Below are 14,084 nucleotides of genomic sequence, written 5' to 3'. Positions count from 1 at the left end.
ATCCAGGGGAACAACATGTTGACAGCCTGCAGGAGCCGATGGATACGCGTCCGCCCGTGACGACTGAGCAGCCGCCCCGGCACGATATCGGTGGGAACGAGCATGATCAGAGCGTCTTCTTCAGGTCCTGGATCAGGCGACGTGCATGCTTGTCGGGCTTGCCTTCGGGCCGCAACAAGGCGCCGCCCGTCAGGCGACGATCTTCGCGCTGCCGCTCACGCTCCGCGACGCTTTCTTCCGTCTCGGTGTAGAGCTTGCGCGCTTCCGGCGCTGGCCCGCGCTTCTCGGACAGTGCCGCAACCACCGCGACGAAACGCTCCTCGCCGCGCGTGATCTTCAACCGATCGCCGACATGCACCGGCTTCGCCGGCTTGCACGCGGCATCGTTGAGCTCGATCTTTCCACCGACGATCGCTTCCTTGGCCAGCGCGCGCGTCTTGAAGAAGCGCGCGGCCCAAAGCCACACATCGGCGCGTACGCCAGGGGTCGTCAGGAGTTCGTTCATGGCACGCCTCAGCCTGCAGGGAGCAGCAGGTTACCCAGTGGCACGGTGACCAGGCAAAGGAGGATGCCTGCACCGAGGACCGTGTTAGCCAGGCGCGGCTCGAGGTCGTACTGGTCGGCGAGGATAGCCGCCGAAATCATCGGCGCCATCGCCGCCTGCAGGACGCCGACCGTGAGCGTGAGGCCGCCGATGCCGGCAGCGATGCCGATGCCGAACACCACCAGTGGCGCGAACAACAGCTTCCAACCCAGCCCGGTGACGAGCGCACCCAGCTGGTCGCGCTGGAGGTGCAGGCGGAACTGCAGGCCGACCGAGAACAGCGCCAGTGGCGTCAGCGTCGCGCCGATCTGCAGCATCACCTTCTCCACGGCTTCCGGCCAGCCGCCAAGCAGCCCGACGGCCACGCCAACCACCAGCGAGACGAACGCCGGGAAGGTCAGCACGCGACGCACGATCGCAGCCACGCTCGCTCCCCTTCCCGAGTACATGGAAGCGACCACGATGCCGCCCGCGGCGAGCATCGGGAAGCAACCGAGCTGGTCGGCGATGACAGCCACGGAAAGGCCGGCTTTGCCGTGCAAGGCCTCCATCATCGGATAGCCCATGAAGGACGTATTACCGAGGCCACAGACGAGGGTCAGGCAGCCGATGCGCGCCGCCGACCAGGCAAAGATACGTCCGAGGGTGGCGAAGAGCGCCCATGCACCGAAGAAGGTCACGTACATGCCGACCACGGGAAACCACAGGTGCACATCGATCGTCACGTGCGGCACGAGCGCCAGCACCAGCGACGGCAACGCGATGTTGAGCACCCACCAGTTGATCCCGGGGACGATGCCGTCGGGCAGTCTGGCGAAGCGTCGGCAAAGGATGCCGAGGGCCAGGCAGGCGAAGAGGATGAGCAGTGCGGACATGGGGGACGACGATAGCAGCGCGTCCAGCAAGTCGGTAGCGGCATTGCTACATGTGGGGCTCTATGCGGGGCCACATGTGGGGCTCCATGTGGGGCTCCATGTGGGAGCCGCTTCAGCGGCGAAACGCCAACGGAGCGGTGACGCTGCGCTGGCTATTCGCCGCTGAAGCGGCTCCCACACAGAGCCGGCTCAGGCCACACAGAGCCGGCCCGGAAACCGGGCCGGGTACTGTATTAGCCGAGCAACACGCGGTTCATGCGCTGGACGAAGGCTGCCGGGTCGGCCAACTGGGCGCCGGCGGTGATCTCGGCCTGTTCCAGGAGCAGGCCGGCGATGTCACCGGCCTTCGCGTCGTCGGATTCCGCAGCGAGGCGCTTGACCAGCGGGTGCTCGGGATTGAGTTCGAGCACGGCCTTCGATTCCGGTACGTCCTGACCGGCTTCGCGCAGCAGCCGGGCGAGATGCGGCGCGAGGTCGAAGTCGGCCAGTGCGAGGCATGACGGCGAATCGGTGAGGCGTGCAGAGACGCGTACGTCACCGACGCGATCGCCGAGCAGGGCCTTCGTGCGCTCGATCAGCGGAGCGGCTTCGGCACTGGCCGCTTCCTGCTTCGCCTTGTCGGCCTCGTCGAGCGGGAACTCGCCCTTGGCCACGTTGCGCAGGCGCTTGCCGTCGTACTCCGTGAGGTAACCAAGCATCCACTCGTCGACGCGATCGAACATCAACAGCACTTCGATACCCTTGGCCTTCAGCGCTTCCAGCTGCGGGCTGCCGGCGGCGGCCGCGTAGCTATCCGCCGTGACGTACCAGATCGTGTCCTGGCCTTCGCCCATGCGACCGATGTAATCGTCGAACGACACCGTCTTCGCCGGGCCGTCGCCTTTGGTCGAGGCGAAGCGCAGCAGCTTGGCGATGCGATCGCGGTTGGCCGTGTCTTCGACGATACCTTCCTTGAGCGTATTGCCGAAGCCGGCGAGGAAGGTGGCGAATTTCTCCGGCTCGTCGCGCGAGACCTTCTCGAGCAGGTCGAGCACGCGCTTGGTGCACGCGGTCTTGATGCGTTCGAGCTGCCGGTTCTGCTGGAGGATTTCGCGGCTGACATTGAGCGGCAGGTCATCGGCATCGACCACGCCGCGCACGAAGCGCAAATAGTTCGGCAGGAGCTCTTCGGCGGCGTCCATGATGAAGACGCGCTTGATGTAGAGCTTGAGGCCCTTGCGCTCTTCGCGGCCGCCCATCATCAGGTCGAACGGCGGCTGCTCCGGCACGTAGAGCAGCGTGGTGAAACTCTGGCTGCCTTCGACGCGGTTGTGCGTCCAGGCCAGGGCATCGTTGAAATCGTGGCCGAGCGCCTTGTAGAAGTTCTGGTATTCCTCGTCCGTGATCTCGCTCTTCGGACGGCTCCACAGGGCCGAGGCCGAGTTGATCGTCTGCCATTCGGTCGGGTCGGGCTTGCCGTCCTTCTCGACGGGCATGCGGATCGGGAAGGCGACATGATCGGAGTACTTGGTGACCAGCGAGCGCAGCTGCCAGAACTTCAGGAACTCGTCCTCGTCGGCCTTCAGGTGCAGGACGACGGTGGTGCCGCGCTCGGTGACATTCATGTCCTCGAGGGTGTACTCGCCCTTGCCGTCGCTTTCCCAGCGCACGCCAGCCTCGGTGGGCTCGCCTGCGCGACGGGTGATGACGGTGACCTTGTCGGCGACGACGAAGGCGGAATAGAAGCCCACGCCGAACTGACCGATCAGACGCGCGTCGGCCTTCTGCTCGCCCGAAAGGGCTTCGAGGTAGCGACGGGTGCCCGAGCTGGCGATCGTGCCGATATTGGCGACGACTTCGTCCTTGCTCATGCCGATGCCGTTGTCGCGCACGCTCACGGTGCGCGCTTCCGGATCCCAGGTGATCTGGATCCGGAGTTCCGGGTCATCGGATGTCAGGTCGGGGTTGCCCACGGCCTCGAAGCGCAGCTTGTCGCAGGCATCCGAGGCGTTGGAAATGAGCTCGCGAAGGAAGATTTCCTTGTGCGAGTAGAGGGAATGGGTGACCAGGTGCAGGACCTGGGCGACCTCGGCTTCGAACTTACGTGTTTCCTGGCTCACGGCGCCGTTCCTTCAGGGTTGGACAGCCTCGAATTATGGGGGCGGCTGGGCCCTGAAAAAAGGGCGTGCGCCCCTGGGTAGGGGGCGATGCATCGGCCATCCTGGGATAGCGGGTGGGGTTACGGCAAGCACCCTTTCGCCGCTGAAGCGGCTCCTACAGGGCTCCTACGGGCCTAGGGGGCGGGCGCTTGGGTTATCGGGCGGCCTGGAGGGCGGCGATGCGTTCTTCGATCGGCGGATGGCTCATGAACAGGCGTTTGAAGCCCGTGGCCAAGTGGCCGGATATGCCGAAGGCCTGGATGGTCTGGGGCAGGCTGGTGTCGCCGTGGTTGGCGGACAGGCGCTGCAGGGCCGAGATCATCGAAGCCCGGCCGGCCAGGTTGGCGCCCGCCGCGTCCGCACGGAACTCGCGCCAGCGGGAGAACCAGGACACGATGATCGAGGCGAACAGGCCGAAGACGATCTGCAGGACCATCACCACGACGAAGTAGCCGATGCCACCCTCGCCGTCGCGCTCGCGGCCGCCGCTCATCCAGCTGTCGACCACGCGCCCGACCACCCGGGCCAGCACGATCACCAAGGTATTGAGGACGCCCTGGATCAGGGTAAGAGTGACCATGTCGCCGTTGGCGACGTGACCGATTTCATGGCCGAGGACGGCCGACACCTGCTCCCGGTCCATCTGTTGGAGCAGGCCGGTGCTCACCGCCACGAGCGCGTTGTTACGCGTCATGCCGGTCGCGAAGGCGTTCATTTCCGGGGCGTCGTAAACAGCCACCTCGGGCATGCCGATGCCGGCCTTCTCCGCATGACGACGCACGGTCTCGACCAGCCAGCGTTCGGTTTCGTTGGCCGGCTGGGTGATCACCTTGGCGCCGGTGGTCATCTTGGCCATCCACTTGGAGATGGCCAGCGAGATGAAGGCGCCGCCCATGCCGAAGACGGAGGCGAAGACGATCAGCCCGGACAGGCCCATGCCGCGCTGTGCCGCCCATTGGTCGATACCCAGCACGCGACAGACGATGCTGAGGAGGAGGATGACCGCGAGGTTGGTCGCGATGAAAAGGCCGATACGTTTGAACATGTCTTTCTCTCTCAAGGCGGCTGGCGTATGGCGCCGCCGTATGCGGAGTTTTCGGGGCGAACGCCGAATGATTCAATCCCCGCAACCCGCGCCGTTCATGGGATGGCGGCCTGGCGCGCTTTCGCGAGCGACGGCATCGCCTACACTGTTGCCCTCGCGCCCATCGCGTTGTGAGAAACGTCTCAACTCGTGTTCGGTTACACCCTATGAGCTATCGCGGCCGGTTCGCCCCGTCGCCAACCGGCGCCCTCCACTTCGGTTCCTTGGTCGCCGCGGTGGGCAGCTGGCTGGTCGCTCGCCATGCAGGTGGCGAATGGGTGGTCCGCATCGAAGACATCGACCCACCGCGAGAGGTTCCCGGCGCGGCGGCTGCGATCCTCGCCACGCTCGACGCCTTTGGCCTGTCGCCGGACGGCCCGGTGCTGTATCAGTCCGCTCGCGGCGACGCCTACGCAGCGGCCTTCGAACGACTCAAGGCGGATGGCCATGTCTTCGCCTGCTGGTGCAGCCGGGCCGATCTGGCCGTCCACGGTGGCATGCATCGCCACGGCCAGTGCGTCGCCGCGCCGGACGCGGACCGGCCGCCGGCCTGGCGGCTCCGTTCGCCCGACGAAACCATCCACTGGCAGGACGACCTCCAGGGCCCGCAGTCCGAGAACCTGCTGGAGGTGGCCGGCGATTTCGTGCTTCGTCGGGTCGAAGGCCTCTGGGCCTACCAATTGGCTTGCGTGGTCGACGACGGCGAACAACGCATCACGCACGTGGTTCGCGGTGCCGACCTGCTCGAATCGACGGCCCGGCAGATCTACCTGCAACGCCTGCTCGACCTGCCCAGGCCCGGCTACCTGCATCTGCCACTGGTGCTGGATTCGAACGGCCGAAAGCTCTCCAAGTCGGCCGCTGCCCTGCCCGTGGACCCAGCCGATCCGCTGCCCGCCCTCCGGCTGGCGCTCGAGCGCCTCGGTCTGGGCACCCCAACGGGCGCCGACACCCCACGCGCCCTGCTGCGCGCCGCGCTGAACGAATTCAAGCCTGCGTCGCTCCGCCGCAGTAGTCTTGGGCCCGGTGGGGCGCTATAACAATCGTTTGCCCGCGGCGCAGCGGGCCTCTATGGGAAACGGGCGAGGATGAGTCAAGGCATTACGCAACGTACGGCACTGGTGACCGGCGGCACGGGCGGCATCGGTACGGCGATCGTGCGCTACCTTGCGCGCCAGGGTCATCGGGTCGCCACCAACTACCGCGACGAAGCCAAGGCGGCCGCCTGGCGCGAAGACATGATCCGCGACGGCATCGACGTCGTCATGGTCCCGGGCGACGTGGCCGATCCGGTCTCCGCCGCCACCATGGTGCGCAATATCGAGGATCTCGCCGGCCCCATCGAAATCCTGATCAACAACGCCGGCATCACGCGCGACACGACCTTCCACAAGATGGACTTCCAGCAGTGGACGGACGTGGTCAATACCAATCTCAATGCCGTCTTCAACGTCACCCGTCCGGTGATCGAAGGCATGCGCTCGCGCCAATGGGGCCGGATCGTGCAGATCAGCTCGATCAACGGCCAGAAGGGCCAGTACGGCCAGGCCAACTACGCGGCGGCGAAGGCCGGCATGCATGGCTTCACCATCTCGCTGGCCCAGGAAAACGCCCGCTTCGGCATCACCGTCAACACGGTGTCGCCGGGCTACGTCGGCACCGATCTGGTGATGGCGGTCCCCGACGACATCCGCCAGAAGATCATCGCGCAGATTCCGGTGGGACGGCTGGGTCGTCCCGAAGAGATCGCGCACGCCGTCGCTTTCCTGACCAGCGAGGACTCGAGCTGGATCACCGGCTCGAACCTCGCTATCAACGGCGGCCACTACATGGGCTGGTAAGGTCGCCTCAGAGCCGGAGGTCGTCGACCGACGCCGGCTCGTGGATCGCCACGTCGTTGTGATGGGCGCGGAACTTCGCCATCACCTTGTATGCCAGGCGCCGCGCACGCATCACCGAGCCCAGCGGCCGGTGTGCCATGACGCCATGCCACGGACTGAAGGCCAGGCCATCGTCGATGGCGGCGCGGCGCGCTTCGTTCCAGGCCGCCTGCGGCGGTATGACGATGCGCGCCACGTCGATGTAGGGACTCTTTTCTTCCGGCCAGGGTACCGACGCATCCTCGATCGGCATGGTTTCCAGGTCCGTGCAGAACTGCACGCGAAGGTCCCACTCGCCACCCTCGCTGGCGAAGTGTTCGATCATCGCGTCGCGCAGACCGTTCGGCTTGCCGTTGACGTTGAGCTCGGCGTCCGTGAGCGCCGTAAGGTTCGGCGAGCGCGGCGCGATCGATACCTTCACCACGTACTCGCCGAAACGCAGCGGTGCCTGGCTGTAGTAGCTGTCGCCGAGCGGATTCGTCTCCGGCTGACCGCCGAGCGCAAGCAAGGTCGAGCTCTTCCCGCCGAAGGCTTCGACGATGCGTTCGGTGCCACGTAGCACCGCCGACAAGGCCTTCTTCGCGCCTTCCGCGCGATCGGTGGTCGCAGCCACCAGCTTCAGCGTGCCGAGGAACTTCTTCGCGGTCGGCGCGGAGAAGGCCGGCCCGTTGACCAGCACGAAATCCTGCGTCGCCTCGCCTTCGCTGCCCGGCAAGCGATCGCCGTCGACACCGAAGATCTTCACGGCCATGCCGCGTGGCGTGGAAACGCTGTCGTCGAGAATGTCGCCAGGCACCGTCGACAGGCGCATGACCACACCGTAGCGCCCTGCCCTGGCGAAGATCCCCTGCGCGAGTTCGCGCGGGAGGTCGTCGGGGACGATCATCTCGCCGGTAAGCAGCGCATGGCTCTTCGCATGCACCGAACGATAGGCGTGCTTTTCGTGCTCGAGGGTGGTCTGGTTGATGCCGGTGAGGGTTTCGATCAGCTGCTCGGCCGTCTCGGCCTCATCGGGCTCGACGTGCTCGAGGGATTCGTCGAAGCGAATCGGCGGCGGGTTCAGGGAGAGGGGCATGGCGATCTCGGCGTCCGGATGACGCTTCATCGTGCGGCCGGGCTCGTGAAGGCGATGTCCGTCCCCGCTCCCGCCGGGGACTTACATCAGCTTGTAGCTGAACGTCAGGTTCCAGCGAACGCTCCGGTTATGGCTTTCCGGGGGCTTGTCGCCGGTGGGCTGGGCCAGCGCGAAATCCACGGTGTAGTGCTTGTTGTCCGAAAGGCGCACACCGATGGCCGCCGAGTCGAGCTTGTCGATCAGCGGGCGCCCGCCGTTGAGGTAGACGCGGGCGGTCTGATAAGCCACATAGGGAACGATCGACTTGATCCATCGCGTTCCCGAAACAAACCCCCGGTTGACCTCGAGCGACGCCGCCCAGCCACTGTCGCCGGCCGCGTCGCCCGGATCGTACGCATAGGCAAAGCTCGGACCGCCGAAGTTGATCTGCTCGGTCGACGGCAAGGCGTTGTCGCTGTACTGACCGGTCGCACGCACGACCGTGCCAATCTTGTGTGCCCACTGTTCCGACCAGGCAAGGTTCATGGTGTAACGGGTGAACGCCACATCCGGCATCGCGACCGCCAGCGGGCCGCCCAGGTTGGTCGTCGCGCGCGAACTGGCACCGAAGCCGTCGAAACCGTGCGCCACCGCGAAACTGAACTGCTCCGTGCGTTTCTCGGCGGATTTCAGCCAGGACAGTTCCGCATTGAGCACGCGCACGCTCGACCGCAGTGAAATCATCGCGCCCGTGGTCGTGTTGCGGTAACGGTCGTCCTGCGTCGACGCGTAGACGCCCATCGTCAGGTTCAGCCGCTTGCTGTTGGTTAGCACCAGGGGATAGATGGCCGTCAGCGCGAGACGCTCCTGCGAGAGGCGATGATCGAGATACGAAGGCAACTCGTTGTCGGTATCGGGACTACCCCAGTAATGGCTGCCATCGATGCGCCCTTGCCAGCCTCGCGACCCGATCGGTTCCACCCATGCCGCGGAGTAGAGACGCTGCCCGCCGCCATTGGGAAACAGCGTGGAGACGCTGAATTGTTCGCCCAGTGGGGTGGCGCCGTTTTCCAGCGCGGTGAAAACACCTTGCGCACCCGGGTGATTGAGGTCCATGCCGTAGCTGGCGTCGTAACGCTGCCGGGTGATCGTGAGATCGAGCGTCGTCGCGCCGTCCGTCGTCGTCGGTGGCGGCACATTCGCAGCAACCTTGGTACCCGGGAGTTGGCCCAGTAGCTGGGTGTAGCGCTCGAAGGTCGCCTGCCGCAACGGACGCTCGTCGACGATGTGCGCCGCCATGGCGCGAATGCGCCCTTCGAGATTGCCCGGATCGCCGTGCACGGTCAGACCGGAAACATAGCCCTCGACGACAGTGACCCGAACCACGCCATCGGCGAAGGTCTGGCTGGGAATGAAGGCGAACGACAGCGCATAACCCTTCTTCTTGTACATCGCAGTGACGCTGTCGGCGGCAGCGACGAGCTGGCGGACGCTCGTATCCTTGCCGCGCATCGGTGCGAACAAGGCGGCGACATCGGCGAACGGAAGGGAGCGCACGCCAACGACCTCGAAACGCGTCGGCGTAAGGTGACTGGCGAGAAGCGCCTCCAGTGCCTGGTTCGGCGCCTGTACGTTTACCGTGACCGAAGGCGCCTCTTTCGGCGTCTCCGTCCTCGGCAGGGTCTGGAGTGGATTGGCCGGCGCACGTACTTGCGCCTGGGTGGAACACACGACGGTCATGCCTAACAGGCAGCCGAGCCATCGATTCATCGATACCCCCTAAGAACGATGACTTATGTGACGAACAACGAAGCGCGGGCGGTGTCGGTCACCGCCCGCGCCGATCACGATTACAGGCCGTGATTGCCCTTACCGAGATCCTTCAGCCGACCGAGCAGGCTGCTCACCGGGTCCGCCCCGGCGCCAGTGCTGCTGCCCGTACCGGTGGTCGACGTGAGGCCCGTCGCCGTGGCGACGTTATTGACGACGGTGTTGAGCGTGGTCGTCACCGGCGCGATAGCCGGACTGCTGACGACATTGCCCACGCCGGCGCTCACGTTGGTCACCGTGGTCGCCACCGCATTGGTTACCGGGGAGAGACCACTGAGGCCACCGGTACCGACCGAGCCGACGACAGGCGCCACACTGGCCACCGTGTTGACAGCGCCGCCAAGCGTCGTCGTGATCGGCGTGGCACCGGGCGAACCGGCCTTGCCCAGGCCGGTGTCCAGCGTGGTGCTGAGCGCACCGAGCGTGGAACCGGTGTTCACCAGCGCGCTGCCCACAGGCTGCGAGAGCCCGCCAAGCGCGCCGGGTGCCTGCGTTGCGGCCACGCTGTTGCCCAGCGAGGTCACGCCTGCACCAAGGCCTCCGGTGACGCCGCCTGCGGCCACGCCCGTTGCGGCCACCAGGTTGCTCGACGCGACCGGCGAGGCACTGCTGCCGAGCGAGCTGGCCAATGGCGTCACGACGTTGCTGAGCGTCTGTGTCAGCACGTTCGCCTGTGGCGAACCCAGGGCGCCACCGAGCTGCGTGCCGAGTGTCTTCACCCCGCCGCCCGCCGTCTGAACCACGTCCGAGACCACCGCCGTGATCGGCGTGATCGGCGTATTCGCACCGACCGTGCCCAGGCCCGCACCGAGATCCTGTACGGCGCTACCGGTGTCGACGACGACGTTATCCAGACTGCCCGTGGTGACCCCTACCGGGTTGGCGATATTGCCGGTCTGGCCAAGGCCGTTGGTGACGCCGTTGCCGAGCGCCGAGACGGCGCTGCCGAGGTCGCCTACGGTACTGCCGAGGGAGTTGGTCAAGCCCGCGGTGCCGCCGAGCGCGGTGACCGAGGGAAGCTGGGCGCCGATACCGGAGACGGTTCCACCCAGGGAGGAAACGATATTGCCAGCGCCGGTCGCGATCGCGCCCACAGCGTTGCTTGCCGAAGCCGTGCCGGTGCCGCCGCCGGTTCCGCCACCACCGGTTCCACCACCGCCGGTTCCGCCACCGCCGGTTCCGCCACCGCCGGTTCCACCACCGCCGGTGCCGCCACCCGTTCCGCCGCCGGTGCCACCTGTGCCACCACCGCCCGTGCCGCCCGTGCCACCGCCATCGGTACCGCCCGTGCCACCGCCGGTGCCACCGCCATCGGTACCGCCGGTGCCGCCGGTGCCACCGCTATCGCTGCCGCCCGTGCCGGAACCGCCGCTGGCCCCGCCTGCGCCACCCGGATTGACCGTACCCGAGGAACCGCCCCCGGATCGGGTCGAACCGTGTCCGCTGCAGGCCGTGATCGACACGGACGCCGCCAGGATGCAGCTGACCAGAAGCGTACGGGTAAAGACTTTGCTGAACTTGAGTTCGCTCACGACTCACTCCTCGAACGCACCGCGTTCTGGGTAGTGCCCCCTGCCTGTGGGAGCGATACATCGAATGTGACCCGCGTCACAGCCGTGGATCCATCAAAACGCCGCGAACTTCGTATCGGTACGCAAAATTGGCCGTTAGGTAGGAATACGTAAAGCAAATTCGGCCATCTGTTAATGACGGCCGAGCGCTCACTCGCTTGGATCGAGCGAAGTGATAAAAACGTTCTACGGGAGCCGCTTCATCCTGTGGGGGCTGCTTCACCCTGTGGCCCCCTTCATCTTGTGGAACCCCCTTCACCCTGTGGGAGCCGCTTCAGCGGCGATAGCCAGGTTGAGGCACCCTCCCATCGCCGATGAATCGGCTCCCACAAATGAATCGGCTCCCACAGATGAATCGGCTCCCACAAATAAAGCGGCTCCCACACAAAGCGCAGGCGAAAAAAAACGCCCCGGGAATCCGGAGCGTTCTTAACAAGCATCGCAGCGCCTCTGCCCCCAGGGCCCGGCGAACAATCAGTGCACGGTAAACAGCTTGTCGAAGCCGGCGATGCGCAAGGTATTGCGCAGGTCGGCGCTGGCGTTGACGATGCGGATCTCGGCGCGGTCGCCGCCGGCGTGCTCGCGCAGGAGCATGAGCATGCCCAGGGCGGAGCTGTCCATGCCGGTGACCTGTTCCAGGTCGAGCACGTAGCTGCGCGCCGCGGCGACGTCGCCCAGGCAAGCGTCGTGGAAGGCGCGGTGGATGGAGAAGTCGAAGCGCTCGCCCAGGTGAAGGGTCAGGCAGCCGTGCTCGGTGTCGTTGTGGACGTTGATGGACATGGTGGCTTCCCTTAGAACAGGTCGATGTCGCCGGCAGCCATGGACTGCTGGAGGGCGGGGCCACGCGAACGCAGGCGGGCACGCTCACGCTGCTCGGCCAGGCGCGAACGGACACGCTGGGCGCGGGCACCGAGCTCGGCCGGATCGGCCGGAGCGCAGGCGAGTTCTTCGATGTCGCGCGTGCAGTCGGCCGTGATCTCCTGCAGCTCGACCAGGCGCGAACGCGTCTGGTGCAACAGCTGGCTGAGGATGTCTTCGAACTGCAGCGAGCGGATCGTGGTGGAGACGTCGTTGCCGAGACCACGGTTGATCGAGGCCGCTTCGTCGGCAGCGGCGCTGGTGCGCGCATTGGACTCGGTGATGGTGGACATCATGCGGTCGATGTCGCCCTTGGCCGAGAGCGCGACGTTCATATCCTGCGAGGCCATGTGGCCGACCAGCTCACGCAGTTGCTCCATCGCCGTGCGCGAACGCTCGACGTGGGTGCCGATCTTTTCGTTGAACTGGTTGCTGTGCTGCGCGAGGTTGCGAATTTCACCGGCCACCACGGCGAAGCCGCGGCCGGATTCGCCGGCGCGTGCGGCTTCGATCGCAGCGTTGAGGGCCAACAGGTTGGTCTCTTCGGCAATCGTGTTGACGTTCTTCAGCAGCGCGAAGACGGCATCCATTTCCTTCGCCATGCCGTCGATGCGGTAGACGATGCGCAGGCTCTCACGCGAAAGCTGCACGATGAGGCCGACGAAGTGCTCGAGCAGACCGGCGGTACGCGAAGCGAAGTCCTGTACCGAGATACCGTTGCCACCGCTCTCGATGATCTCGCTGAGCAGCTTCTGCTGCTTGCCGGTCTTGTGCGACAAGCCGTTGAAACCGCCGCCGAGTTCGGCAACGGCATCACGCAGCAGGTCGAGTGCCTGATGCAGTTCGCGGCTGGCATGGCCGAGTTCGTCGACGATGGCGCTGCGTACATCTTCCATCGCCTCGCGCACCGAGGTTTCGTCCGAGGACGGCGAATGCAACACCACCTCGACGTCCGGCAGCGCGGCCGGACGCAGGCTGATCGCGATCCAGGTCGCAGTCAGGAGTGCCACGACGACCGGGGCGACCCAGGCCGAGTGGAACACCAGCACGAGGACCAGGGCGATAGCACTGGCGGCAAAGCCGATGCTTCGTTCGTTCTTGGGAATGAGCATGATGACGTCTCGCTATCAGGTGCCGACGCGCGAGGCGACGGCGGAAACGGGTGTATGGGCGAGCGCGAGTAACCGCGCGGCGATCGCATCGAGCGGAAGCATTTCGTCGGCGGCGCCGGCTTTCCAGGCAGCGCCGGGCATGCCCCAGACCACCGAACTGGCTTCATCCTGGACCAGGGTAGGCGCACCGATTTCCTTCAGTTCGCCCAGGCCGCGGGCTCCGTCGTCGCCCATGCCGGTGAGCAGCACGCCGATGGCCGCGGCGCCGACACTGGCGACCATGGAACGGAACAGGACGTCGACAGCGGGCTTGTGGCGGTTCACCGGCGGCCCGTCGTGCAGACGGCAGACGTGCTTCGCGCCGTCCCACATCACCAGCAGGTGCTGGCTGCCAGGGGCGATATAGGCGTGTCCGGCCTGGATGGGCTGGCCGTCGCGGGCTTCCATGACACGCATGGCGGAACAGGAATCCATGCGCGCGGCGAACGGACCGCTGAAAGCCGCGGGAATGTGCTGGGTGATGACGATCGGCGGCGCGGTGGGCGGCATCGCCTCGAGCACCACGCGGATCGCCTCGGTGCCGCCGGTGGAGGCACCGATGGCGATGATGCGGGTGCCACCGCGCGTACCGGCTGTCTGGGCGCGCGGCAGCACGGCGTCGGCGGAGAGGCGCGGAGCGACGTCCAGTTTGCTCACCGAGGCGCGCTCGCGCGGCTTGGCGCCGGCGGCAAGGCGTACCTTCGCGCAGATCTCCGGCGCGTGGTCCATAAAGGTGTTGGCGAGATCGGCGGGCGGCTTGGTGAAGAAATCCACCGCGCCCAGCTCGAGTGCGCGCAGGGTCACGTCGGCGCCCCGCTCGGTCAGCGTCGAGACCATCACCACCGGCATCGGACGCAGGCGCATCAGGTTGTCGAGGAAGGTCAGGCCGTCCATGCGCGGCATCTCGACATCCAGCGTGAGGACATCGGGATTGAGCAGCTTGATCTTATCGCGGGCGATCAGCGGATCCGCGGCCGTGCCGACCACTTCGATGCCCGGATCGGACTCGAGCATGGTCGTCAGCACCTTTCGGACCAGGGCCGAATCGTCGACGATGAGGACGCGTACTTTCTGCATGGGCGCTTGCAACTCGGTTACA

At 66.0% G+C, this 14,084-nt stretch carries 12 protein-coding genes; 2 read left to right on the top strand and 10 right to left on the bottom strand.

Going from position 1 to position 14,084, the window contains the following annotated elements:
* Positions 1 to 106: 106 nt before the first annotated feature.
* The 4 genes from VM621_RS10910 to htpX form a co-directional block, all read right to left on the bottom strand.
* Positions 107 to 505, bottom strand: a complete 399-nt coding sequence (locus VM621_RS10910) for an RNA-binding S4 domain-containing protein (RefSeq protein WP_325468980.1) — start codon at positions 503 to 505, stop codon at positions 107 to 109.
* Between the two features lie 8 nt (positions 506 to 513).
* Entirely contained in the window at positions 514 to 1,419 is a 906-nt protein-coding gene (locus VM621_RS10905) for an AEC family transporter (protein WP_325468979.1), read from the bottom strand.
* A gap of 233 nt (positions 1,420 to 1,652) precedes the next feature.
* The gene (htpG, locus tag VM621_RS10900; RefSeq protein WP_325468978.1) at positions 1,653 to 3,518 is read right to left on the bottom strand and encodes a molecular chaperone HtpG; all 1,866 of its coding nucleotides are present in this window, start codon (positions 3,516 to 3,518) and stop codon (positions 1,653 to 1,655) included.
* A gap of 193 nt (positions 3,519 to 3,711) precedes the next feature.
* The gene (gene htpX / locus VM621_RS10895; RefSeq protein WP_325468977.1) at positions 3,712 to 4,602 is read right to left on the bottom strand and encodes a protease HtpX; all 891 of its coding nucleotides are present in this window, start codon (positions 4,600 to 4,602) and stop codon (positions 3,712 to 3,714) included.
* Positions 4,603 to 4,808: 206 nt separating this feature from the next.
* Here htpX and gluQRS point away from each other — a divergent pair, with 206 nt between their 5' ends.
* A complete protein-coding gene (gene gluQRS / locus VM621_RS10890) occupies positions 4,809 to 5,681 on the top strand; it encodes a tRNA glutamyl-Q(34) synthetase GluQRS (protein ID WP_325468976.1) in 873 nt (290 codons plus the stop codon).
* Positions 5,682 to 5,741: 60 nt separating this feature from the next.
* Positions 5,742 to 6,482 carry an acetoacetyl-CoA reductase gene (phbB, locus tag VM621_RS10885; RefSeq protein ID WP_325469156.1) on the top strand — a complete coding sequence of 247 codons (741 nt, stop codon included), beginning with the start codon at positions 5,742 to 5,744 and terminating at the stop codon, positions 6,480 to 6,482.
* Between the two features lie 7 nt (positions 6,483 to 6,489).
* On the opposite strand, the gene VM621_RS10880 is transcribed toward phbB, so the two are convergent.
* From VM621_RS10880 to VM621_RS10855, 6 genes are all read right to left on the bottom strand, one after another.
* On the bottom strand, positions 6,490 to 7,626 hold the full coding sequence (locus VM621_RS10880) for a catalase family protein (RefSeq protein WP_325468975.1): 1,137 nt from the start codon (positions 7,624 to 7,626) through the stop codon (positions 6,490 to 6,492).
* 51 nt (positions 7,627 to 7,677) lie between these two features.
* Positions 7,678 to 9,345 (bottom strand): ShlB/FhaC/HecB family hemolysin secretion/activation protein, encoded by a 1,668-nt coding sequence (locus VM621_RS10875; RefSeq protein WP_325468974.1) that lies wholly within the window; start codon positions 9,343 to 9,345, stop codon positions 7,678 to 7,680.
* Between the two features lie 80 nt (positions 9,346 to 9,425).
* On the bottom strand, positions 9,426 to 10,937 hold the full coding sequence (locus tag VM621_RS10870) for a collagen-like triple helix repeat-containing protein (protein ID WP_325468973.1): 1,512 nt from the start codon (positions 10,935 to 10,937) through the stop codon (positions 9,426 to 9,428).
* A gap of 513 nt (positions 10,938 to 11,450) precedes the next feature.
* The gene (locus tag VM621_RS10865; RefSeq protein WP_325468972.1) at positions 11,451 to 11,756 is read right to left on the bottom strand and encodes an STAS domain-containing protein; all 306 of its coding nucleotides are present in this window, start codon (positions 11,754 to 11,756) and stop codon (positions 11,451 to 11,453) included.
* Between the two features lie 11 nt (positions 11,757 to 11,767).
* Positions 11,768 to 12,946: a methyl-accepting chemotaxis protein gene (locus VM621_RS10860; RefSeq protein WP_325468971.1), complete on the bottom strand. Its 1,179-nt coding sequence runs from the start codon at positions 12,944 to 12,946 to the stop codon at positions 11,768 to 11,770.
* Between the two features lie 15 nt (positions 12,947 to 12,961).
* Complete coding sequence (locus VM621_RS10855; RefSeq protein ID WP_325468970.1) at positions 12,962 to 14,062, bottom strand: chemotaxis response regulator protein-glutamate methylesterase; 1,101 nt, start codon at positions 14,060 to 14,062, stop codon at positions 12,962 to 12,964.
* Between the last annotated feature and the right edge of the window lie 22 nt (positions 14,063 to 14,084).

Origin of the sequence: Luteibacter sp. (assembly GCF_035539195.1) — a bacterium.
Lineage (GTDB): Bacteria > Pseudomonadota > Gammaproteobacteria > Xanthomonadales > Rhodanobacteraceae > Luteibacter.
Note: the sequence above shows the minus strand (reverse complement) of the source record. Positions and strands in the feature narration are given on the sequence as shown.